Annotated in this window: 19 protein-coding genes, 1 tRNA gene and 2 pseudogenes; 12 read left to right on the forward strand and 10 right to left on the reverse strand. The window is 69.8% G+C overall.

The genetic code is table 11. The annotated features are described in order from the left end of the window. Positions 1 to 76 precede the first annotated feature (76 nt). On the reverse strand, positions 77 to 1,084 hold the full coding sequence (locus ACIBCU_RS32775) for a hypothetical protein (RefSeq protein WP_399235885.1): 1,008 nt from the start codon (positions 1,082 to 1,084) through the stop codon (positions 77 to 79). A gap of 372 nt (positions 1,085 to 1,456) precedes the next feature. Between ACIBCU_RS32775 and ACIBCU_RS32780 the strand changes: the two genes are divergently transcribed. Genes ACIBCU_RS32780 through ACIBCU_RS32790 form a run of 3 tightly spaced genes read left to right on the forward strand, consistent with a single transcriptional unit; the run spans position 1,457 to position 5,576 of the window. Then, positions 1,457 to 2,890 carry an FGGY family carbohydrate kinase gene (locus tag ACIBCU_RS32780; RefSeq protein ID WP_399235887.1) on the forward strand — a complete coding sequence of 478 codons (1,434 nt, stop codon included), beginning with the start codon at positions 1,457 to 1,459 and terminating at the stop codon, positions 2,888 to 2,890. Beyond that, positions 2,887 to 4,308, forward strand: coding sequence for an FAD-dependent oxidoreductase (locus tag ACIBCU_RS32785; RefSeq protein WP_399235889.1), 1,422 nt, complete (start codon positions 2,887 to 2,889; stop codon positions 4,306 to 4,308). Before ACIBCU_RS32780 ends, ACIBCU_RS32785 begins: the two co-directional genes overlap by 4 nt. Then, positions 4,305 to 5,576 carry an FAD-dependent oxidoreductase gene (locus tag ACIBCU_RS32790; RefSeq protein ID WP_362928348.1) on the forward strand — a complete coding sequence of 424 codons (1,272 nt, stop codon included), beginning with the start codon at positions 4,305 to 4,307 and terminating at the stop codon, positions 5,574 to 5,576. The genes ACIBCU_RS32785 and ACIBCU_RS32790 overlap by 4 nt, the downstream gene beginning before the upstream one ends. Positions 5,577 to 5,594: 18 nt before the next feature. On the opposite strand, the gene ACIBCU_RS32795 is transcribed toward ACIBCU_RS32790, so the two are convergent. The 3 genes from ACIBCU_RS32795 to ACIBCU_RS32805 form a co-directional block, all read right to left on the reverse strand. Further along, entirely contained in the window at positions 5,595 to 5,954 is a 360-nt protein-coding gene (locus ACIBCU_RS32795) for a hypothetical protein (RefSeq protein WP_362928350.1), read from the reverse strand. Positions 5,955 to 6,015: 61 nt separating this feature from the next. Then, the gene (locus tag ACIBCU_RS32800; RefSeq protein WP_356715627.1) at positions 6,016 to 6,438 is read right to left on the reverse strand and encodes a DUF350 domain-containing protein; all 423 of its coding nucleotides are present in this window, start codon (positions 6,436 to 6,438) and stop codon (positions 6,016 to 6,018) included. A 105-nt stretch (positions 6,439 to 6,543) separates the two neighbouring features. After that, the gene (locus ACIBCU_RS32805) at positions 6,544 to 7,086 is read right to left on the reverse strand and encodes a DUF309 domain-containing protein (RefSeq protein ID WP_399235893.1); all 543 of its coding nucleotides are present in this window, start codon (positions 7,084 to 7,086) and stop codon (positions 6,544 to 6,546) included. A 106-nt stretch (positions 7,087 to 7,192) separates the two neighbouring features. On the opposite strand from ACIBCU_RS32805, the gene ACIBCU_RS32810 reads away from it, so the two are divergent. Then, positions 7,193 to 9,847, forward strand: a complete 2,655-nt coding sequence (locus tag ACIBCU_RS32810; protein ID WP_362928354.1) for an AAA family ATPase — start codon at positions 7,193 to 7,195, stop codon at positions 9,845 to 9,847. A gap of 48 nt (positions 9,848 to 9,895) precedes the next feature. Then, positions 9,896 to 9,969, forward strand: a tRNA-Pro gene (locus ACIBCU_RS32815). A gap of 17 nt (positions 9,970 to 9,986) precedes the next feature. Here the strand turns inward: ACIBCU_RS32815 and ACIBCU_RS32820 are convergent. Together ACIBCU_RS32820 and ACIBCU_RS32825 are read right to left on the reverse strand one after the other, a co-directional pair. Then, a complete protein-coding gene (locus tag ACIBCU_RS32820) occupies positions 9,987 to 10,277 on the reverse strand; it encodes a tyrosine-type recombinase/integrase (protein ID WP_362928539.1) in 291 nt (96 codons plus the stop codon). Then, positions 10,175 to 10,963: a hypothetical protein gene (locus ACIBCU_RS32825; RefSeq protein ID WP_399236159.1), complete on the reverse strand. Its 789-nt coding sequence runs from the start codon at positions 10,961 to 10,963 to the stop codon at positions 10,175 to 10,177. Before ACIBCU_RS32825 ends, ACIBCU_RS32820 begins: the two co-directional genes overlap by 103 nt. Before the next feature lie 440 nt (positions 10,964 to 11,403). On the opposite strand from ACIBCU_RS32825, the gene ctaD reads away from it, so the two are divergent. Together ctaD and ACIBCU_RS32835 are read left to right on the forward strand one after the other, a co-directional pair. Beyond that, positions 11,404 to 13,104 carry a cytochrome c oxidase subunit I gene (gene ctaD / locus ACIBCU_RS32830; protein ID WP_362928356.1) on the forward strand — a complete coding sequence of 567 codons (1,701 nt, stop codon included), beginning with the start codon at positions 11,404 to 11,406 and terminating at the stop codon, positions 13,102 to 13,104. Beyond that, positions 13,101 to 13,490, forward strand: coding sequence for a cytochrome c oxidase subunit 4 (locus tag ACIBCU_RS32835; RefSeq protein WP_362928358.1), 390 nt, complete (start codon positions 13,101 to 13,103; stop codon positions 13,488 to 13,490). Before ctaD ends, ACIBCU_RS32835 begins: the two co-directional genes overlap by 4 nt. Positions 13,491 to 13,500: 10 nt before the next feature. Here the strand turns inward: ACIBCU_RS32835 and ACIBCU_RS32840 are convergent, their stop codons facing one another. From ACIBCU_RS32840 to ACIBCU_RS32850, 3 genes and pseudogenes are all read right to left on the reverse strand, one after another. Next, positions 13,501 to 15,144: a cytochrome bc complex cytochrome b subunit gene (locus tag ACIBCU_RS32840; protein WP_399236136.1), complete on the reverse strand. Its 1,644-nt coding sequence runs from the start codon at positions 15,142 to 15,144 to the stop codon at positions 13,501 to 13,503. A 230-nt stretch (positions 15,145 to 15,374) separates the two neighbouring features. Continuing rightward, positions 15,375 to 15,563, reverse strand: a pseudogene (locus tag ACIBCU_RS32845) (winged helix-turn-helix domain-containing protein); the annotation flags it as partial. A 561-nt stretch (positions 15,564 to 16,124) separates the two neighbouring features. Beyond that, positions 16,125 to 16,295: pseudogene (locus ACIBCU_RS32850) on the reverse strand (IS5/IS1182 family transposase); the annotation flags it as partial. A 142-nt stretch (positions 16,296 to 16,437) separates the two neighbouring features. Here ACIBCU_RS32850 and ACIBCU_RS32855 point away from each other — a divergent pair. The 4 genes from ACIBCU_RS32855 to ACIBCU_RS32870 all read left to right on the forward strand — a co-directional run bounded on the left by ACIBCU_RS32855 (position 16,438) and on the right by ACIBCU_RS32870 (position 19,793). After that, positions 16,438 to 17,754, forward strand: a complete 1,317-nt coding sequence (locus ACIBCU_RS32855; RefSeq protein ID WP_399235896.1) for an ice-binding family protein — start codon at positions 16,438 to 16,440, stop codon at positions 17,752 to 17,754. A gap of 326 nt (positions 17,755 to 18,080) precedes the next feature. Then, positions 18,081 to 18,398 carry a transposase gene (locus ACIBCU_RS32860; protein ID WP_399236138.1) on the forward strand — a complete coding sequence of 106 codons (318 nt, stop codon included), beginning with the start codon at positions 18,081 to 18,083 and terminating at the stop codon, positions 18,396 to 18,398. 20 nt (positions 18,399 to 18,418) lie between these two features. Continuing rightward, positions 18,419 to 18,835, forward strand: a complete 417-nt coding sequence (locus ACIBCU_RS32865; protein WP_399235898.1) for a transposase — start codon at positions 18,419 to 18,421, stop codon at positions 18,833 to 18,835. A gap of 220 nt (positions 18,836 to 19,055) precedes the next feature. Next, positions 19,056 to 19,793, forward strand: a complete 738-nt coding sequence (locus ACIBCU_RS32870) for a hypothetical protein (RefSeq protein WP_399235901.1) — start codon at positions 19,056 to 19,058, stop codon at positions 19,791 to 19,793. 375 nt (positions 19,794 to 20,168) lie between these two features. On the opposite strand, the gene ACIBCU_RS32875 is transcribed toward ACIBCU_RS32870, so the two are convergent. Beyond that, positions 20,169 to 20,930 carry a DeoR/GlpR family DNA-binding transcription regulator gene (locus ACIBCU_RS32875; RefSeq protein WP_399235903.1) on the reverse strand — a complete coding sequence of 254 codons (762 nt, stop codon included), beginning with the start codon at positions 20,928 to 20,930 and terminating at the stop codon, positions 20,169 to 20,171. A 196-nt stretch (positions 20,931 to 21,126) separates the two neighbouring features. Here ACIBCU_RS32875 and ACIBCU_RS32880 point away from each other — a divergent pair, with 196 nt between their 5' ends. Continuing rightward, positions 21,127 to 22,590, forward strand: a complete 1,464-nt coding sequence (locus ACIBCU_RS32880) for an arabinose isomerase (protein ID WP_399235905.1) — start codon at positions 21,127 to 21,129, stop codon at positions 22,588 to 22,590. Positions 22,591 to 22,624 lie beyond the last annotated feature (34 nt).

Here is a 22,624-nt window from a genome sequence, read left to right on the forward strand (position 1 = left end):
GGGGGAAGGGGGACGGGGAAAATCGTGGGGCGGAGCGGCGGCCGGACCGGCCTCTCCACGGAGGGGCGCCGGCCGGTCAGCCGGGCGGCTCCCTCCCGGGCTCTGGCTCGGCGGCCAGACAGCGGCTACGGGCCCGGAGGAACACGTCTTCGGCACTGGCCGGATCCTGCGGTGTACGGGTGCGGTGGGCCCAGGGGACGGACGTGTAGTACGGGCCCATCGCCCGGAACACCGGGGCGGCGTCGGCGAACCGGAGCGAACCCCACAGCGCGTGCGCCAGGTGGTTGAGGTCGAGCAGGGACCGGGCGGCCGGGTCCGCCGCGGCGAACCAGATGCGCAGGGCGCGCCGGGCGTCCCGCTCGCCGTCCTCGGTGACCCAGTGCAGGTCCAGTGCCCGCTCGTTGCCGTGCTCGCGCCGGTAGCGCTCCACCCGGACATACAGCGGCAGCACATGGAGCGCGGAGCCCTCCGGGGCGGAGGAGGCCGCCCACTGGACGAAGTTGACCGCCTCGGAGAGCGTGCCGCCCGGCTGTCGCGCATAGACGAACTGCAGCATCCGGTGGTACGCCTCGCGATTGAACGGATCACGTTTGTCCGCCTCCGCCAGCAGACCCCACGGCCCCGGGAACAGCATCGGGCCCGGCGGCAGCAGACGGTGCTCCTCCAGGCGCTGTCCCTCGTCGAGCTGGGACAGGGCGAGGAGGCATACCCAGGGCACAGGATCCGCGGGCGAGGCGTGCGCGGCGGTGCGGCACCCCTCCCACGCCTCCTGCCACAGTTCCTCGGCCCTCGGGTGCCTCTCCCGGTGGGCGCGGACGGCGCGTTCCACCGTCACCCGGGCGTGCATCACCGCCGCGGCCACACTCCGAGGCTCCTCGGCCAGCCAGGCGTGCACCGTGTCGGAGCCCGCCGCCACGGCCGCGAGGACCTGGGTCCGCTGGGTCCACAGCGCCCAGTCCGGTGTGCTTTCCAGCAGATTCCGCATGGAGAGCCAACGGCCGGTACGCAGGTCCTGTAGCGCCACACGCAGCGGGTGATCGTGCCCTGCGGGGTGGTAGACCGGCCGGAAGTCACCGGCAGCCATGTGTGCGCCCCGCCCCTGAACACGCGGTGAGGGAGGGGCGGTGGGCCGGGCACAGCGGCACGGCGCAGGTTCTTCTCGTCATGAATCCTCAAGGAACGTGGGGGGTTGGGCGGTTCGGTCATGAACTGCGGGTGGTCATCGTCCGGTTGTCCACTCGGCGGTGAGTGTAGAGCGCCGCGTGCCCGCCTTCCGGCGGCTGTGCGGATCTTACTCAAGTAGCCCGCGTATACCGGACGTTGATCATCCCCGGCGGCTCCGGACGGGATGTTCTGGGAGGCTTGACGCAGGGCGTGGTCTGCACGACTGTGGGGCAGGGACCGAATGATCACGATTCCGCTCGGGTCCGGGCGGCCCGCACGGCTGGAGCGTGGATTGACAGGACCGGTGCTCGCCATCGACCAGGGGACGTCCGGGACCAAGGCGCTGGTGATCTGTCCCGAGCGCGGTGTGATCGGTTCCGGTTCCGCTCCCGTGCGCCCGCGGTACGGCGCCGGGGGCCTCGTGGAGGCCGACCCGGCTCAGCTGATCGGGTCGGTCCTCGACGCCGGCCGGCAGGCGGTCGCGGACGCCGCCGAACCCGTGGCGGCCGTCGGCCTGGCCAACCAGGGCGAGACGGTGCTGGCCTGGGACCCCGCGACCGGCCGGCCGCTCACCGACGCCGTCGTCTGGCAGGACCGTCGTGCCGAAAAGATCTGCGGCGCCCTCGCCGCACACGGGGACGAGCTCAAGCAGCTCACCGGGCTGCCGCTCGATCCGTACTTCGCCGCGCCCAAGATGGCGTGGATCCGCCGCGAACTGACCCGGGAGGGGGTCGTCACGACCAGCGACTCCTGGCTGGTCCACCAGCTCACCGGAGCCTTCGTCACCGACGCGGCCACCGCGGGACGCACCCAGCTGCTCGGCCTCCAGGACGTCGGCTGGTCGCCCGACGCCCTGAAGATCTTCGGACTGTCCGACGAGCGGCTGCCCACGGTCGTCGACTGCGCCGGGTCCGTCGGCACCACCACCGCGTTCGGTGGAGAAGTCCCCCTGACCGGCCTCATCGTCGACCAGCAGGCCGCCCTGCTGGCACAGAACGCACTCGAACCCGGCCAGGCCAAATGCACGTACGGCACCGGGGCGTTCCTCCTCGCCCAGACCGGCCCCCGGCCCAGCACCGGCTCCACCGGCCTGGTCAGCTGTGTCGCCTGGCGCCTCGGCGGCCGGACGGACTACTGCCTCGACGGACAGGTCTACACGGCGGCCTCGGCCGTGCGCTGGCTCACCGACCTCGGGGTGATCTCAGGAGCCGCGGACCTCGACCCGGTGGGCGCCTCGGTCGACGGCACCGGGGGAGTCACCTTCGTCCCCGCGCTCGCCGGCCTCGCCGCGCCCTGGTGGCGCAGTGACCTGCGCGGTTCCGTGACCGGCCTCGGCCTCGACACCACCGCGGGCCACCTGGTCCGCGCCCTCTGCGAGGGCATCGCCGCGCAGGTCGTCGCCCTGGCGGACGCCGTCGCCGCGGACCTGGGGGCCCCACTGACCGCGCTGCGGGTCGACGGCGGCCTGACCCGCTCCTCCCTGCTCATGCAGACACAGGCGGACCTGCTGCAACGGCCGGTCGAGGTGTCGGCGCTGCCCGACGTGACCGCGCTCGGCGCCGGCGTCGTGGCCAGGCTCGGGCTCGACCCGCGGCTGCCGCCGGGCAGCGCGACCCCGGAGTGGCGGCCCTCCGCCGTGTACGAACCACGGATCGGCCCCGAGGAGGCGTCGGAGCGCCTCGCCGGATTCCGTACCGCGGTGGACAGCCTGCTGGAGCGCGCGTGACCGTCACCCTCACCACCACCGGCACGCTGCCCTCGGAGCAGGACGCGGAGGACACGTACGACGTGACCGTCGTCGGCGCGGGCGTCGTGGGCACGGCCATCGCCCGCGAACTCGCCCGCTACCGCCTGCGCACCGCACTGGTCGACGCCGCCGACGACATCGGCAACGGCACGTCGAAGGCCAACACCGCGATCCTGCACACCGGTTTCGACGCCGTCCCCGGTTCGCTCGAGGCCCGCCTCGTACGCGAAGGACGGGATCTCCTCGCCGACTACGCCGCCGAGACCGGCATCCCGGTCGAGCGGGTCGGCGCCCTCCTGGTGGCCTGGGACGAGGACCAGCTCGCCGCACTGCCCCGGCTCCGGGACAAGGCCGAGCGCAACGGCTACCACGCGTCCCGCATCATCGGCGCCGACGAACTGCGTTCCGTCGAACCGCACCTGGGGCCCGGAGCGCTCGGCGCGCTCGAGATCCCCGACGAGAGCGTCATCTGCCCCTGGACCACCCCGCTCGCCTTCGCCACCCAGGCCGTGCGGGCAGGCGTCCACCTGCACCTGAACTGCCGGGTGCAGGGCATCGCGAGCGATACCGAAGGCCACACGCTCACCACCTCGCGCGGCCCGCTGCGCACCCGCCACCTGGTCAACGCCGCCGGGCTGTACGCCGACGAGATCGACCGGCTCCTCGGCCACGACGTCTTCACCGTGACCCCTCGCCGAGGCCAGCTCATCGTCTTCGACAAGCTCGCCCGCGAGCTCGTCGGCCACATCCTCCTGCCGGTTCCCGGCCCGGCGGGCAAGGGCGTCCTGGTCGCGCCGACCGTCTTCGGCAACGTCCTCCTCGGCCCCACCGCAGAGGAACTCGACGACAAGACCGCCACCGGGTCCACCGCCGACGGTCTGGGCCTCCTGCGCGAGAAGGGCCGCCGCATCGTGCCGGCCCTCCTCGACGAGGAGGTCACCGCCGTCTACGCCGGGCTGCGCGCCGCCACCGGGCAGGAGGACTACCGCATCCAGGAGTACCCCGAACTGCGCTACGTCGCCGTGGGCGGCATCCGCTCCACCGGTCTCACCGCGTCCATGGCGATCGGCCGCCACGTCATGGGCCTGCTGGCCGCCACCGGCCTGGACCTCACCGAGCCCCGCCCGCTCCCGCCCCTCACGATGCCCAACCTCGGCGAGGCGTACCCCCGCCCCTACCGCAACGCCGCCCTGATCGCTGGGGACCCGGCGTACGGCACACTCGTGTGCCACTGCGAACAGGTCACCCTCGGGGAGATCCGGGACGCGCTGTCCTCCACGGTCCCGCCGCACTCCCTGGACGGCCTGCGGCGCCGCACACGCGCCCGTGGCGGCCGGTGCCAGGGCTTCTACTGCGGCGCCGCCGTCCGCGCCCTGTTCGAGGAGGCGCGACCGTGACCGGACACGCACGCGACATCGACGTCCTGATCATCGGCGGAGGCCCCGCCGGTCTCGCGGCCGGAGCCGAACTCGCCGCGGCGGGAGCGGGCCGGGTGGAGATCCTGGAACGCGAGCAGGAGGCGGGCGGGATCCCCCGCCACTGCCACCACGGCGGATTCGGCGGGCGCCTCGAACGGGCCGCCCACGCCTGGGCGTCGGCCACCGGATCCGCGTACGCCCGAGGAGGGACGAGCGGGCCCGCCTACGCCCGGTGGAGCGTGGCCGCGGCCCTGGACGCGGGCGCCGAGCTGCGCACCGGCGTCACCGTCACCGGCTGGGCGGGCCCCCGCACCGTCGAGACCACCGGGCCCGCAGGACTCGAGCGGATCACCGCCCGGGCCGTCGTCCTCGCCACCGGCGCCCGCGAACGGCCGCGCAGCGCCCGCCTGATCCCCGGCACCCGGCCGCCCGGCGTCTACACCACCGGCGAACTCCAGCAGGCCGTCCATCTGTACGGGCAGCGGATCGGCACCAGGGCGGTCGTCGTCGGCGACGAGCCCGTCGGGCACGCGGCCGCCGCCACCCTGCGTGCCGCCGGGGTCCATGTCGTCGCCATGGTCACCGGCCGGCCGCCCCGACCGCTCCGGCTGCGGAGCGGGCACACCCCGCTGCTCACCGCCGCCACCGTCACAGGGCTCACGGGCAGGACCCGGCTCTCCGGGGTGGCCCTGCGGCACGACGACGGCCGCACCCTCACGCTGCGCTGCGACACCGTCGTCCTGACCGGCGACTTCGTACCCGACCACGAACTGGCCAGGCGTGGTGGCATCCTCCTCGACCCCGGCACCCGGGGACCGGCGTACGACGCCGCGTTCCGCACCTCGCGGCCGGGCGTCTTCGCCGCCGGGAACGTGCTGCACGCCGTCGAACGCGCGGGGTTCGCGGCCCAGGAGGGACGGGCCGTCGCTGTGCCCGTGCTGCACCGCCTGGCCGGCACCGACGAACCCGCGGGCGGCGGCCGGCCCCTGGTCGTCGACGCACCCCTGCGGTGGATCGCCCCCAACATGACGGGTCCCCACGGCGCGCGCCCGCAGGGGGACCGCTTCGTCCTGCGCACCGCGCGGCGGCTGTCCCGGCCGTTGCTCGTCGTCTCGCAGGACGGACGCGAACTCCACCGGCAGCGGCTGCTGTCGGCCGCCGTCCCGGGCAGACCGTTCCATCTGGCGGCCGACTGGACCGACCACGTCGCCCCGGACGGCCCGTCCGTACGGATCAGCGCGCTGTGACGGCGGGGCGGGACCGGCTCAGGGAATGAGCAGCCAGTCGGCGCCGACGGCCGCCACCAGGCCGACCCCCAGCAGCCAGCTGCCGAGCCGGGTGCGGCCGTTCCTGCTGAGCTCGATCACCACGCCGCAGAGGATGAGCGCGAGCCCGTAGACCCCGACGACCAGGACCGACGAACGGCTGGCGATCCGGAGAGCCAGGACGACGGCCATCGCCGCCATGCCCACCGAGGAGAGAACGATCCGCAGCCGCCGCGCCTGACGCGGAGTGAGTCTCCGCTCCTGCGCCGCGGCCCCCGGTATCGCCGCGGGGCTCTCACCCGGCTCGCGGTCCTGCGCTTGCCGGTGATCCTGTTCCTGGTCCTGGTCAGAAGTGCTCATGACGCCGGATCGTAATGGCTGCGCACCGTGATGTTCGCCGGACCGGGGGATCCCGGGGTGATCAGGCGATCGACGCGGAGACGATCGCGGACACCGCCAGGTTGCAGGCCGCCGTTACCCACACCGCAGGGTGCGGCTCCCGCTCCACCAGCGTGGCACCCAGCTTTCCGGGCGTGACCAGGTCGACGACGAGGAAGGCCACCGCCATCATGATCAGGCCGAGCAGACCGAACGCGGCCGTCGAGGCGAGCCCCTTGCCGAAGTCCTCGTACGTCGTCCAGATCGACGTGAACACGATGCCGCCGATGCCCAGCAGCGCCGAGCTGAGGAGCAGCGCCGCGTTGCGGTTGCGCTCCTCCCATATCTGGCGGCCGAGCTTGCCCGGGGTCAGGGCGTCGATCAGAAATATGCCGAGAACGAGCAGTACGACGCCGAGGGCCCCGTACGCGGTGGCACGGCCGAGGCCGTTGATGATGTCGGTCATCGGGGCGTCCGTCTCCTGAGAGAGTGGTCGAAGAATGGAACGTGAACATGACGGGTGTGATCGACACGGCGTCAAGAAGTAGCAAAACCTACCGCATTCGTGTTCTCACTCCCCGGGCCGGTCTCCCCGCCGCAACCAGGGCGCCTCCGCGGCCGCGTCCACGGCAGGAGCGCCCTCCTGACGGCCGGCGGCCCCGCCCGCGCCCCCGGACGCGGAGGGATCCACCCGGCCCGCCAGCTCCCGCGCCCAGCCGATCAGCCCGTCCACACCGATCCCGTGCGGATCCGACGCCCGGAACCCGTCGACGGCCGCGGCGCCCCGCCTCAACAGCCGCGCCCCGCCCGCCGTGTTGCCCCGAGCGGCATGGGTCAGCCCCACCGCCATCTGCGCGAGCCCCCGCCACAGCTCGCGCTCCGCGTCCGGCCCCGACTTCCAGGCGTCCTCGAACACCTCATGGGCATGGAACGGCATGCCCGCGTCCAGCAGCCGCTGGGCCTCGCCCACCGTCTCGTCGGGGGAGCGCACCACACCCTCGGGCTGCCGCTCCACCCCCGGAGCCCCGTAGGGCAGGGGGCGCCCCAGCCCGTCCCGGGGGCGCGCATTGCGCGCCCGCCCTTCCTCGTCGCGGTCCCTGCGAGATTCGTCCACCCCCCGATTGTGCCTCGCACCTGCGGAAACCGCGGGAACCCTGTCCGTCCGCACCCGCGCACGGTTAGGCTCTGTGCTCTTCGCAACCACCCTGGGAAGGGGAGGCATGAAGCCGTCCCGGCCGTTGTACGAGCGCGAACCGGAACTCGCCGCAGCCGCACAGGCGTTGGACGCCCTCTGCGGCGGACAAGCCGCCGGCGGACTGCTGGTCTTCAGCGGAGAGGCCGGCATCGGCAAGACCGCACTGCTCGGAGAGATCCAGGCCATGGCTGCCGACCGCTGCACCATCTGGTCCGCGCGCGGCGGCGAGACGGTCACCTCGGTGCCGTTCCACGTCGTACGCCAGCTGCTCCAGCCCGCGCTGGCCCGGTTCCCCGCCGACGAGACCCGCGCCCTCTTCGGCGACTGGTTCGAGATCGCGGCACCCGCACTGGGCCTGGCCGACCCCAGCGGCCCGCAGCCCGACCCGCAGGGTGTCAGGGACGGCCTCGACCACGTCGTGTCCCGGCTCGCCTCCCGCCTCAGCCACCGGCCGCTGCTCCTCATAGTGGACGACGCGCACTGGGCCGACGGCGAATCCCTCGCCTGGCTCGCAGGTTTCACCGCGCGCCTTTCCGAACTGCCGGTGCTGGTCGTCCAGGCCCACCGCCCCCAGGAGCTCGCCGACCGCGACGCCGACTGGGCCATGGCCCGCCCCCAGGAGAGCAGCGCCGCCGGCCACCCGGCGCTGACCCGGGTCGCGTTGCGGGCGCTCACCCCCGAGGCCACCGCCGATCTGGTGCGCGCCGGCCTTGGTGACCACGCTGACGACCCGTTCTGCCGCGAGGTCTGGGCCGTCACCGGAGGCAACCCGTACGAAGCGGTCGAACTCGTCGCCAAGGCGCAGGACCGCGAACTGGCACCGGTCGAGGAATCCGCCGGCCTCCTGCGCGAGCTCGGTGCCTCGGCCCGGGGCAGCGGGCTCGTCGCCCGCCTCGAGCGTCTGGGCACCAACGCCAACCGCTTCGCCTGGGCGGCGGCCGTGCTCGGCACCGAGATCTCCCAGGAGCTCGCCGCGACACTGGCGGGAATGAGCTCGGCGGAGGCCGCCGACTGCACGGCCCGGCTGCGGGACGCCCGCATCGTCAGCGGCTTCGACCCGCTGGAATTCGTCCACCCGCTCATCGCCACCGCCGTCTACCGCTCGATCCCTCCGGCGACCCGCACCGCCATGCACGGACGGGCGGCCTGGGCGATCACCCAGGCCGGGCTCGGGGCGGCTGCGGCCTCCCGCCATCTGCTCGAAGTCCACCCGGACGACGACCAGGAGCTGGTCGCGCAGCTCCGCGAGGCAGCACGGCAGCACCTCGCCGTCGGCGCCCCGGAAGCCGCCAGGCGCTGTCTCGAACGCGCCCTGGACGAGCCGCCGCGCCCCCAGGACCGAGCGGCGCTGCTGTACGAACTGGGCTGCGCCACACTGCTCTCCTCGCCTGCCACCACGGTGCAGCACCTGTGCGCCGCGCTCGACACGCCTGGGCTCGACGAGACCCTCCGGATCGACGCCACCTTCCGGCTCGCCTCCGCCCTCTCCCACAACAACCAGCTCAAGGACGCGGCGCTCTCGCTGGCGGCCGAGGCCTCGCGAACCGCTCCCGGCCCCGGTCTGATGCGTCTGCAGGCCGCGCACTTCCTGTGGGAGGGCATGCAGGCCGCCGAGGACGACGGACCCGCACGGTCGGCCCGTCTCGCCCGCAACGCGGACCACCTCAAGGGCCGCGACAACGCCGAGCGCGCCCTGCTCACCCTGCGGGCCTTCGACGCCATGCTCCGCGGCGAGAACGCCCAGCTCGTCGTCGGCTTCTGCGAGCGCGCCCTCGTCGACGGGAGGCCCGCGCGCGGGCTCGGCTGGACCGACTCCGAATGGGGCTTCGAACTCCCCACCATGGTGGGTATCACCTACGCGTTCACCGACCAGCTCGACCGGGCGGAGGCACTCTTCGGCGAGGCGGTCCGCGCCTTCGAGATCTCGGGATGGAGCGGTGCGCACCTCGCGTTCGCGCACACCCTCCTGGGCCTCGTCCACCGCAGACGCGGCCGTCTCGCCGAGGCGGAGGGCTTCCTGCGCGAGGGGCTGCGCCTGGCCGACCGGGTCGGCAGCGGACTGCCCGTCCACTGGGACGCCACCTGTCTCCTCGTCGAGACCCTGCTCGCCCGCGGCCGGACGGCCGAGGCGAGGCTGGTCGCCGACCGGTACGACTTCGGCCCGCCCTACCCCAGCGCGATGGTCCTGCCGGACGCCCCGTGCGTACGCGGACGGCTGCTGCTGGCCGAGGGGCGCACGGAGGAAGCCGTGGCCGAGCTGGAGTCGGCTGGAGCGGCACTGGAGCCACGAGGCCGCTTCAACGGCGTCTGGGCGCCCTGGGCGGGGGATCTCGCCCGGGCCCTGGCCGACACGGACCCGGCCCGGGCCGCGCAGCTGGCCACCCGGGCGCGCGTCCACGCGGAACGCTTCGGCACGGACACGGCGATCGGTGAGGCACTGCGCTGTGTGGCCCTGTTCGCACCGGAGGAGGAGGCCACCCACCTGCTGGCCGAGTCAGTACGCCGCCTGGAGGCATCCCCGTCGGCGTACGAGCACGCCGTGGCCCGCTTCGAGTACGGCACCGCGATCCGCTCCCGGCAGGAGCTCGCCCGGGCCGAGAAGCTCGCCACCGCCTGCGGCGCCGAAGGGCTGGCGACCCGCGCGCAGCAGGTAGGGGCGTCGATACGGTCCTCGGAGTGAGGTAATGTTTGTCCTGCGCGGTCACCCGGGAAGCCGGGGGAATCGCATCGGGACGTGGCGCAGCTTGGTAGCGCACTTGACTGGGGGTCAAGGGGTCGCAGGTTCAAATCCTGTCGTCCCGACTGGAGACAGTCGTAGGTCAGGGCCGGTTTCGGAGAAATCCGAAACTGGCCCTGAGCAGTTCCTGGGGACCAGTTGGGGACCAGCGCGCTTGAGCCGTGATCTTGTGTACGTCCGGGTGCAGGTAGCGCTGGGTGGTGGTCAGTGAACCGTGGCCGGTGATCCCGCGAAGGACGTTTACTTGGACCCCGGCGTCGGCGAACCAGGTCAATCCGGTGTGCCGGAGGTCATGGCGGCGCAGATGCTCGTAGCCGAGCTTGGTGACCACGTCGTCCCAGTGTGTGGCGTCGCGTAGGACGGCGGTGGAGATGCGTCCGCCTCGCGGGCCCGTGAACAGGCGGGCGTCGGGATTGGGGCCAGCGGACATGATGCGCCCCAGCCCCGGTACTCGTCGTGGGGGGCGGCCACAAGTGCGTCGGCCAGTGCGACGAGCGTCTCCCAGTCGGGCAGGGCCAGCGCGCGTGGGTCGAGGAGTTCGTCCTCTGCCTGCTTGTAAAGTTTTTGCCAGCCGGTCACCCGGGCGGGGTTCACCTTGATGATGCCGTCACGGACTGCCTGCTCCATGACGCGGACCAGGACGGCGATGGTGTTCTTCACCGTTGAGCGGCTGTGCTCGTCGGCGATCCAGTTCTGCACGGTGCGATCGACAGCGCCGTTAGTGATCATCCGGACCGCGAGAGGGCCCAGGGCGGGGACGACACGCATCCGCCAGCCTGCGAGATATGGGTCGAGTGTTTTCAACTCCAGGCCGTGCAGGGCGAGATCCATGTTCGCGTCGCCGTATTCGGCGAGCTTCATGGTGGCGAGCGACGGGGACAGTCCTGCCTCTGCGGCTTCGATGATGGACTGGAGCCACTCCTGTGCTTCGTCCTCGTCCGCCTTTCCTTCCGACAGGGACAGGCGGCGCTTCGTAGCCGGATCGAACCAGCGGACTCGCGCGCGGTAGGGGGTTGAGGCGATCCGGCCGGTACTCGATGTCGGTGGAGAGTCGGACACCGACCGGCACAATGGCTTTCTCGGCCATCAGGCTTCTCGACGCGGGACGATCCGGTGGCTGTGCAACCATTCCTCAACGTCCAGCGCGCTATACATGATGACGCGTTCTGAAACGGAGACGAACGGCGGGCCCTGCGGTGGCCGAGCGGTGCGCCAACGGCGCAGAGTCGAGGAATTTACACGCAGGCAGGCGGCGAGATCGCTCGTCGTACACCAGGCGTTGGCCAGTAGAGACGAGCGGCTGTCATCTTGGACGAAACGGGCACCGTCCTATGGAGCCGCAGCCGGCGCCCAGCGGGCGGCGGGACACTCGGACGCCGTTGGGTGCGCCGGTGAACTGGTGAAATTCGGGGCGCCGCCGCCAGTCCTACGGCCAGTCGTACGCCCGTCCGTGGTCGAAGGCTCCACTATCGAGTCACCAGAGACGAGACGGAGAACCGATGGCGCTGGACCAGCAGGAAGCCGCGCCGGCCGAGCCGGTGACCAACAAGCGCATCAGCGCCGGCGTCAGGCTCATGGGCTGGCTGACGACCACGGACCACAAAGTCATCGGCAATCTCTACATGGTGACCGCGTTCGGGTTCTTCCTCCTGGGCGGGGTGATGGCCATGGTCATGCGAGCGGAGCTGGCCCGGCCCGGCATGCAGGTCGTCAGCGCCGAACAGTACAACCAGCTGTTCACCATCCACGGAACCGTCATGATGCTGCTGTTCGCCACGCCAATGTTCGGCGGCTTCGCGAACGCCATCATGCCGCTGCAGATCGGCGCACCCGACGTTGCCTTCCCACGCCTCAACGCGCTCACCTACTGGCTCTTCCTCTTCGGCGGAATCATCGTGGTGTCCGGATTCGTCGTCCCGGGCGGCGCGGCCCACTTCGGCTGGTTCGCCTACGCCCCGCTGAACAGCGCCGTCTTCTCGCCCGGCGCCGGCGGAGACCTGTGGACCATGGGCCTGGTGCTGTCCGGGATCAGCACAACCCTGGCATCGGTCAACTTCATCACCACGATCGTCTGTCTGCGCGCCCCGGGAATGACCATGTTCCGGCTGCCGATCTTCACCTGGAATGTTCTCTTCACCTCGATCCTCGCGCTGCTCTCGTTCCCGGTGCTCGCCGCCGCGCTGCTCGCCCTCGAAGCCGACCGGAAGTTCGGGTCCCATATCTACGACTCCGCCAACGGCGGCGCGCTGCTGTGGCAGCACCTGTTCTGGTTCTTCGGCCACCCCGAGGTCTATATCGTCGCGTTGCCGTTCTTCGGAGTGGTGAGTGAGATCATTCCCGTGTTCAGCCGAAAGCCCATGTTCGGGTATTTCGGCATGGTCATGGCCACGATCACCATCACCATGCTCTCGGCGGCCGTCTGGGCCCATCACATGTTCGCGACAGGAGCCGTCCTCCTCCCGTTCTTCTCCGCCATGTCGTTCATCATCGCCGTGCCCACGGGGGTCAAGTTCTTCAACTGGATCGGCACCATGTGGCACGGCAGTATCTCCTTCGAGACACCCATGCTCTGGGCGGTGGGCTTCCTCGTCACGTTTCTCCTCGGGGGCCTCAGCGGGGTGCTGATCGCCTCGCCCCCGCTGGACTTCCACCTCACCGACTCGTACTTCATCGTCGCCCACCTCCATTACGTGCTCTTCGGCACGGTGGTCTTCGCGATGTTCGGCGGGTTCTACTTCTGGTGGCCCAAGTGGACGGGACGCATGCTCGACGAACGCCTCGGGCGCATCCACTTCTGGACCTTGTTCTCCGGCTTTCAGATCACCTTCCTGGGCCAGCACTGGCTGGGGCAGTCCGGAATACCTCGCCGTTATGCCGACTATCTGGCGGCGGACGGCTTCACCATCCTCAATACGATCTCGTCCATCGGCTCCTTTCTGCTGGGCCTGTCGACACTCCCATTCCTGTACAACGTGTGGCGCACCAGCCGATACGCACCGAAAGTCGACGTGGACGATCCCTGGGGGTTCGGCCGCTCCTTGGAATGGGCGACCTCCTGTCCACCCCCAAGGCACAATTTCCTTACTCTGCCCCGGGTGCGTTCCGACTCGCCGGCCTTCGATCTGGCCCACCCGGAGACACTGGAGAAGGAGAAACCGCGCCTCGGCCGGGGTGAGCCCCCAAAGGAGACTGGCGAATGAAGACCGAGGCCATCCTCTTCGCCGGAGTCGCGGGATTCTTTCTCGTGACCGATGTTCTCTACGCCGTGTGGTCCAAGGATCCAGCCGGTACGGCGGCGCTCACCGTCTCATTCCTCATGGCGTTGCTGGTTACGTTCTTCTTCGCCACCAACTACCGGAGGAAGGGACTGCGCCCCGAGGACCGCAGGGACGGGGACATCCATGAGCGATCCGGTCCGGTGGACTTCTTCCCTCCGCACAGCGTCTGGCCGGTGCTGACCGCCGCGGGGTTGGCCCTGGCAGCCCTCGGGGTGGTGTTCGGTCTGTGGCTCTTCCTGAACGGCCTGGGCGTGCTGCTGGCGGGGGTGTTCGGAATGGTCTTCCAGTACGCCCGTCCGCAGGACTGAGGGCGGCGTTTCAGTCCTGGCGCTCGCCGGCCTTCTCGGGCGCCGGCGCAGTCCGTTCCGTGATCAGAGACCGTTGCTCGTCCGTGGCGGGCAGCTCCACGATGTCTCCGTAGTACCAGCCGCTCAGTACGGTCCTCAGCCGTCGCCGACGCGAGATCGGGCCCTCCGCGGGGAGCTCCAGGGGCACCGGGACATCACGCATCAGCAGTCGGTAGCGGGCGGTCGGGCTCAGGTCGCGGTGGCCTTCCGAGAGCGCGCCGGACACCGATTGGGTCACCTGGCCGGTCTCCTCTCCCTCGGTCAGGCGGCGGCGGTCCCGCATCTGAAGAGCGAGGCAGAGGCGCTTGGTCACCGCGAAGGCCAGGAGCGGGGCGACGATCAGCGCGATCCTGAGGATCCAGGTCGTGGTCTCGATCGAAATCCGGAAGGCGAACGCGACGACGTCATCGCCGCCGGCGACCAGGAGAACGGCGTAGAAGACGATGGCCGCCACGCCGAGCCCCGCACGGGTCGGCCGGTTGCGTGGCCGGTCGCACAGATGGTGCTCCCTGCGATCGCCCGTCACCCACTTCTCGAAGAAGGGATAGAGGAACAGCACCGTGAAGACAACGCCGGGCAGCACGATCGCCGGAATGAACACATTCCACATGATGGTGTGGCCCGCGATATGGGTCTCCCACGGTGGCATCAGCCGGAGCGCGCCCTCCAGGAACCCGACATACCAGTCCGGCTGTGCGTTCCCGGAGACCAGGTCGGTGCGGTAGGGACCGTAGTTCCATACGGGATTGATCTGGGCGAGCGCGCCCAGAAAGGTCAGTACCCCGAACACCAAGAAGAAGAAACCGGTGGTCTTTGCGGTGAACTGAGGGAAGGCCGGCGAACCGACAGCGTTCTTGTTGGTCTTCCCTTGGGCCGCCCAGTGGGTGTGTTTGAGATAGACCACCAGGATGAGGTGAGCGGTGATCAGCGCCACCATCAGGCCGGGCACGAGCAGGACATGCACGATGTACAGACGGGGGATGACGACACTGCCCGGGAACTCTCCCCCGAAGACGAACAGTTCCAGGTACGTTCCGACGACCGGGATCGACCCCATGATGGTGGCAGCCGTCCTCAGGCCCGTACCGGACAGCAGGTCGTCAGGCAGCGAGTAGCCAGCGAATCCTTCGAGGAGCGCGAGCATGAACAGTGTGACGCCCACGATCCAATTGGCCTCCCGCGGTTTGCGGAAGGCGCCGGTGAAGAAGATCCGCAGCATATGGACGGCAATCGCGGCGAGGAACACCAGTGCCGCCCAGTGGTGGATCTGACGGATCAACAGTCCTCCGCGCACGGCGAAGCTGATGTCGAGGGTGGTGGCGTATGCCTGGGTCATCCTCTCACCCTTAAGGGGCGCATAGGAACCGGAGTAGACGCTCACCACCATGCTCGGGTCGAAGAACAGGGTGAGATACACGCCGGTGAGGAGCAGTACCACAAAGGAGTAAAGGGCGATCTCGCCAAGGAGGAAGGACCAGTGGTCGGGAAAGGCTTTGCGCAACAACTGCCTGGCCAACTCGCTGACAGGCAGCCGCCCGTCCGCCGCGCCGTATCCATTGACCGCCGCCTGCCCGGCCCGGGCCTTCAGCTGCGCCTTACTCTTCCGAAAAGGCATGCACCACTCTCCCGTCGATTCACCTTCCACCAGCCGCCCCCATATTGTGCCGGTTCGCCCTTTATGGGTCACGACTTACTCGAAGGGATTACGCAAAATCGCGGTATCTGCCCCTGATCGGCCGACTCAACCCTGGCGTGCGGGTGGGGTCAGGCCGCCGCAGGGGTGCAGTGCGTCACCACCGTGCCCCGGATCACCGGGTGAGCGGTGCAGTGCTTCCGTGACACGAACTACCTGCGGCGCTCGGCGGTCGGAGCCTCGGCTATGCGGGAACCCACCCCGGGCGTCGTCGTGATGACCGCCGGGCTGCCCAACTTGCGGCGCAACCGGCCGACGATGACGGTCACCGTGCTGGTGAACGGGTCGGCGTTCTCGTCCCACCCCTGTTCCAGGAGGTCCTCGGCGCTCAGGAAGCCTGGCGTACCGGGTCGAGTTCGCGGCAGATCCCCCCAACTGCTCATCCAACACTGCCCTCTCCAGGGACAGCTGGGCTCGCAGCCTCAGGGCTTCGCCTACTGGAAGATCGCCACGTCCGGAGCGTCAGCCACAACACCTTCGAGCTCACCGCGTCCACAGCCCGGTCCTCACGCCGCGAGACGTCTACCGGCAACGGATGCACTTTCGCCCACCGGAACAGCTTGGTGAACACGGTCGCCGCCCGCCCCCCCTCGTCCCGCTGATCCGGCGCGGGTTCTCCGGGGCCCAGCACCGCCAGTGCCGGTAGTCCGCCAGATCCTGCCTCGTCGCCTTCCGCCACGGCTGGCCGCGCGAGGACAGGAAGGTCAGCAGCGGCGGCCACCGCCGTCGCGATCAAATCAGCATGTTGATTCTCTGCGAGCCCTTAGGTGATGCCGAGTAGTGCCAGTGGTCGGGTGCTGTCGCGGGCGTGGTGGCGGTTGGCGGCGGCGATGTTGGTGACGCCGGTGCTGCGGAGTGCGCCGATGGCGGCGTTGCGTATAGGGCGGCCCCGGACGCTGCCAGGCCCGGATGACCGTCTGCTGTGCTGCGGACAGTTGGCCGCCGGGCGGCCGTCTGCGCCCGGTGGTTACCCAGGGGTCGGCGCCTTGGTAGGCGCGGTCGGCAAGGACGGGGACGTCTTGGCGTTCGCAGATCCGGTGAGTGCGGGCCGCCGTCAGGTCGTGGTGCTCACCCCTTCGGGTGAAACAGCGTCCTGGCCCTTGCCGCAGTTTCTCGTCGGTGGGCTACTTCGCGTAACGAACAGTTGCGGTGGTCGACGAGACCGGCTGAACCGAAACGCTCCGTCAGTCGACCCGATGGATTCAGGAGTCCCCTATGCCGGTCTCACCGAACCAGGGATCCACCGGCGGCGGCGACGCGGTCACCCTCACTGGCAGCCACTTCATGGGTACCAACAGCGTTCGCTATGGCTCACGCCAGGCCACCAGCTTCGTGGTGCTCAGCGACAGCACCACCGCCACCATCACGCCCTCCGGCCAAGGCCCCGCGCCCGTCTCCGTGACCACGCCCGGAAGTACCGGAGTCGTCGGGACCTTCTACTACCTGCCGCCGCCCTCCTTCCGAATCCTTCCGCCTGCCGCGGGCCCCCTGGCGGGCGGTAACACCGTGATCCTCACCGGCCTCGGCCTCTTCACCACGATTGAGGTCCGGTTCGGTTCGCAGGCAGCCTCGTTCATCGTCGACTCCGACGGCCAACTCACGGTGACGGTTCCCGCGGCGTCCTCTGCCGGCCCTGTGGCGGTCACCATACGCACCAGGGGCGGGATCGCGAGCGGAGTCACCTACACCTATCTCGGGTCGCCTTCCGTCACCGTCGTCACTCTCGACTCAGGAGTGGTGGACGGGGGCAATCTCGTCGTCATCACGGGGACCGCGTTTTCCTACACCACCGGCGTTTCCATCGGCGGAACACCCGTCGTCTCCTACCGGGTCGCCTCGGACACGGAGATCGACGCCGTGGTACCCGCCGGAGCGCTCGGCCCGGCCGATATCACGGTCACCACCCTCGGCGGCACCACCACCGCCTCGGGCGCGTACACCTATCTGGGACGCTTCGCGGTGTTGGGCGGGCAGTCTGTAACCAACACGGGCCCGTCAAGCGTCACCGGAGACTTGGGAGTGAGCCCAGGAGTATCCGTTACCGGGTTCCCGCCCGGTCAAGTGAATGGAACCATCCATATTTCGGACGCGGACGCCGTTCAGGCCCACTCCGATCTGGTCGCGACGTACGACGCCGCCGTCGGCCGGCTCCCGGACGCGAGCATCTTCGGAGACCTCGGTGGTCTGACGCTGACTCCCGGCGTCTACAGCGCGGCCTCCTCCATCGGGCTCACCGGCCTGCTCACACTGGACGCCGAGGGCGACCGCAACGCCGAGTGGATCTTCCAGATCGGAACAACCCTGACGACCGCAACCGCAAGCAGCGTGCTACTCATCAATGGTGCCACGGCCCGCAATGTCATCTGGCAGGTCGGAAGTTCAGTCACCCTAGGCACCGACACCGCCTTCGTCGGCAGGATCCTGGCCGCGACTTCAATTACGGTAAACGCCGGCGTGAGCGTCAGCGGCCAGTCCCTGGCCCGCGACGGCTCGGTAACCCTGGACACCAACACCATCACCCGCCCCTGGTGAGCAGGGAGCGCGCCGTCTCCGTGGCGGCAGTCAGCCAGCACCGTCAGCTCCACCGGCTTCGCCACCGGCGTGTCCGCATATGCAAGGGGTGTGTGCCGTGACCCGCGACGGAGCGTGTTACGGGGTACTACCAACCGAAACGACACCGACTTGTCGACGTTCTGACCAGTTCGGCGGAGGCTGCCCGCGGGGCCCAGGGCCCGGAGGTCCGTCGCCGCGCGCGGGCCCGATTCGGTGACCGCATCCGCTGCGGCACTACCACAGGTTTCGGACGCTTTCCTCCCGCGGATTCGCTGTTTGACACCGCACGCCGGTGCTGACGACCGCTGCCGACCTCCCACCGGACCCGGACCGGCGCCCCATGGCGGGACGTGCCCGAGCGGTATGGCCCGTGGGACAGGGTGTACGACCTGTTCAGGCGCTGGCAGCGAGACAGCACCTGGGCCGGGATTGTCACCCAGCTCCAAGCCGAGGCGGATGCCAACGGGCTGATCACGTGGGACGTGAACGTCGACTCCACTGTCTGCCGGGCACATCAGCACGCCGCCGGGGCGGCGAAAAGGGGGACCTGCAGAAGGAACCGCCCGGCGGGGACACCGCCTAGCCGGCTGACCATGCGCTCGGACGCTCCCGCGGCGGACTGACCACCAAGATCCACCTCGCGGTGGAACAGAGCCAGAAGCCCCTGTCGGTCGTGATCACCGCCGGACAGCGCGGTGACTCTCCGCAGTTCGAGCCTGTCCTGGAAGCCATCCGGGTGCCCCGACCGGCCCTGGGGCGGCCTCGCAAACGCCCCGAACGAGTGCGAGCCGACAAGGCATACGACTCGCGCAAGAACCGTGCTTACCTGCGCAGACACGGCATCAAGGCCACGATCCCGATCCCCGCGGATCGCGCCCGCCACCGGCAGAGCCTCGGGTCCCGAGGCGGCCGACCGTCGAAGTTCGACAAGACCGACTACCGCGGGCGCCATGCAGTCGAGTGCGGCATCAACCGACTCAAGAGACACCGGGCCGTCGCCACGAGGTACGACACTTGCCGTCCGCTACGAGGCCACCGTCCAGATCGCGGTCATCAATGAATGGCTATGACCGGAATCTCGGGGCTCAAGACTGACCTGCCTACCTGCCGTTCTTGAGGCGGCCGAATGCGAGACCGCTCAGCGGGCCGGGCGATAGAGTCCCCACATGCGTTGATCTTCCGGGCGGCGGCCAAGCGCCGCCGCAGACGGTGCGGGCGACCCCGATGAGCCGGGGCCGCCCGGCTGGCATACCCGTCACTACAACGCCGGAGATCACGCAATGACTGCTCAGGAGCCCCTCACCTACGACGCGTTTGTCGAGCTCGCCGCCGCCGATTCAGCTGTCGTCGGCCTTGTCCTCAAGGGCTCCCGGGCCCACGAGGGCATGACCACCAAGCACTCCGACCATGACCTATACGTCGTCCTGGCCGATGGCGCAAAGACGAACCTCACCCGGTTCACGGGGCACCGCACCCCAGAACTCGACCTCGTCGTCCTCTCCCTCGACGAGTTCCGCGCCGCCGGAATGCCCGGCTTCGAGCGGTACGCTCTCGCCCGCGCCCGGATCGTGCTCGACCGGCTCGACGGACTCATCGCCCAGATCCTGGCCAGCAAGGCACGACTCGCCGCCCGTGAAGCCTTCCGGGAGGCGGGTGAATGGCTCGATGCCTACGTCAACTCCCTCTACCGCTCGGTCAAGAATGTCCGTGACGGACATGCCCTCGCGGCCCGACTCGACGCCGCCGACAGCATCCGGTTCCTGCTGGAGCTGCTCTTCGCCGTAGACCGGCGCCCCCGCCCCTACAACAAGTACCTGAAATGGGAGCTTGCCCGATTCCCGCTGCCCGACTGGGACACCAGGCTGCTGCTCGACGCTGCAGACCACATCTCAGGCACGGGCGAAGTGTCCACACAGCGTCGTCTCTTCGCCCAGGTTGAGGCAGTGGCCCGGCGGGCCGGACACGGCGCGGTGCTGGACGCATGGGGTGAGGACCTGCACCTGATGCGACCCCAGTAGAAGCGCACCGCGGGCCCCTAACACCGCCACTCTTGTCGCTCGAGGCTTTCGCAACAGGCCCTGGCCCTGGCGAGCCAGCCACTTGACCTGGGGGCGGTCCTTGGACGCGGGCGTCACGGACATGCGCTGTGGGGACCAGTTGGGGACCAGGCGGTATCCGCGCACTTGTCAGGGCCGGTTTCGGAGAAATCCGAAACCGGCCCCCGGCCGTTCCTGGGGGCTTTTCGGGGGCCGGCGCCCTCGACCGAGGGCGAGCGGGCATGAAGCTTGTCCGCGAGGGCCGCTCCCCGGGGTGGGGGCGGGCGAACGCCGCGACCGGGGCCCGGAGGCTTCGGCGCGGCCTCGACGGTAGGTGACGGCCCGATCCGGGCAGTTTCAGAGGATTTCGGTCTTACCGACGTATTCAGCCAACTCCGGTGCGTCCGGCGGGAGTTCGGTGACCAGGAAGTCGATCTCCTCCAGTGCGAAACACTTGGCGACAGCATGTTTGCCGAGCTTGGTCGAGTCGACCGCGAGGACGGTCCGGCGGGCGACACCGGCCATGGCCTGCTTCACCGCGGCCTCATCGGCGGTGAACTCCGTGGACCCGAGCCTCTCGTCCATGTAGGTCGCCGATGCGAAGAAGGTGTGCAGTGTGAACTGGCGGGCTGTGAGCGCCGCAAGCGGCCCGACAAGGCTTCCGGTGTGGGCGTCGGCGGTCCCGCCCGTCGAGTAGGCCCGCACGCCCGGGGTGCGGGTCAGCTGATGGAAGGTCTCCAGTCCCGTGGTGACGGCTGTGAGGTCGCGGGGCGTGCGGTCGCCCAGGGCGAGTGCCAGCTGGTGCACCGTGGTCGAGCCGTCCATGCCGATGCCGCCCGTGGCGGGCACCATGGTCCTCAGCTTGGCCGCGATCGTCTGCTTGGCCGCCACCGTGCGGCCCATCCGGTGTTCGAAGGACCAGGCGTCGACGGGGATGGCGCCCCCGCGCACGCGTCGGATCTTGTTCTGTTCCTCCAGAGCCTGGAGATCGCGGCGGATGGTCATGGCGCTCACGCCGCAGAGGCGGGCCAGGTCGTCGATGCGCTGAACCCCGTCACGCAGGGCGGTGACGATCGAGGCGCGCCGGGCCTGACTGTCCACGTTCACATCCTCAGTCATGCGCTTTTTCTATCACAGTGCACAACATCGTCGAGCCGGGCTGTTCATCGGATGAGTAACGAAAACGCCTGAATGTCGCGGTGTCTGCCGCGCTTGTCCCTCTTTGCGCTGCTGATTGAGTCGATTCAAACCCTTGCCCTCTTGTTACATCCATGTTTAGTGTCCCATCAAGAATACATCGCGGAGGGAAGTTGTCATGGTTGCCGAACCTGTCGTGGCGTCCGGTGCGGGTCTGGAACGCATAACCCGCCGATCGACCCGGGTGGGCCTGGTCTCCGGCGGCCTGGGGGCGTACTGGCCGCAGTTCCCAGGGCTGCTGGAACAGCTCCGGAAGTCCGCCGGCTTCGTCACCCGTCGCCTGGAGTCCATGGGGTGCGAGGTCACGGACGCGGGGTTCGTCTCCGATCCGGCTGAGGCCGTCGGGGCCGCCGAGGTCCTGCGGCGCGCGGACTGCGACATCATCGTCACCTTCCTCACCACGTACCTCACGTCCTCGATGGTGCTGCCGATCGCCCAGCGGAGCGGCGCCCCGGTGCTGGTCATCGACCTACAGCCGACCGAGGCGATGGACCACGCGAAGTTCGGCACCGGTGAGTGGCTCGCCTACTGCGGCCAGTGCCCGCTGCCGGAGGTCGCCAACGTATTCCGCCGGAGCGGCATCCCGTTCCGCTCGGTCTCCGGATACCTGCGCGACGAGAACGCCTGGAGCCGCATCGGCCGCTGGATCGGCGCGGCCGGCGTGCGGGCGGCCCTGCGGCACGGCCGGCACGGGCTGATGGGGCACCTCTACCCGGGCATGCTCGACGTCTCCACGGACATGACCCTGGTCTCCGCCCAGTTGGGCGGGCACATGGAGGTGCTGGAGTTCGACGACCTGCGGGTCCGGGTTGCGGCGGTCACGGATCAGGAGGCCGCCGCGCGTGTGGCGCTGGCCCGGGAGGTCTTCACGCTGGACGATTCGGTGGACGCCGAGGACTTCGACTGGGCGGCGCGGGTCTCCGTGGGGCTCGACCGGCTGGTCGAGGACTTCGCGCTTCAGAGCCTCGCCTACTACCACCGCGGTCTGGACGGTGAGCTGCACGAGCGGCTGGGCGCCGGCATGATCCTGGGTGCCTCGCTGCTCACCGCACGCGGCCTGCCCGTGGCAGGTGAGTACGAGTTGCGTACCAGCCTGGCGATGCTCGTCGCCGACACCCTCGGCGCGGGTGGATCCTTCACCGAGCTCCAGGCCCTCAACTTCCGTGACGGAGTGGTAGAGATGGGGCACGACGGACCTGCCCATCTCGCCATCAGTTCCAAGGACCCGCTGCTGCGCGGACTCGGCGTCTACCACGGCAAGCGAGGCTGGGGCGTCAGCGTCGAGTTCGACGTCACGCATGGCCCGGTCACCACGTTCGGACTGGGGCAGGAGGCGGACGGAAGATTCGTCTTCATCGTGTCCGAGGGCGAGGTGGTCCCCGGGCCGCTGCTGGAGATCGGCAACACCACGTCCCGGGTCGACTTCGGCGTGGACCCGGGCGAGTGGACCGACGCCTGGTCCGCGTCCGGTGCGGGACACCACTGGACTCTGTGCACCGGGCACCGCGCCAAGGACCTGAAGGCCACCGCCGATCTGCTCGGCCTGCCCTTCCGCCTCGTCGACGGCACCGAAGTCCTCTGAACCGCCTCTTCTGCCGATCCGCTCCGGGGCCGGA

This window comes from Streptomyces sp. NPDC051064, from assembly GCF_044455985.1.
Lineage (GTDB): Bacteria > Actinomycetota > Actinomycetes > Streptomycetales > Streptomycetaceae > Streptomyces.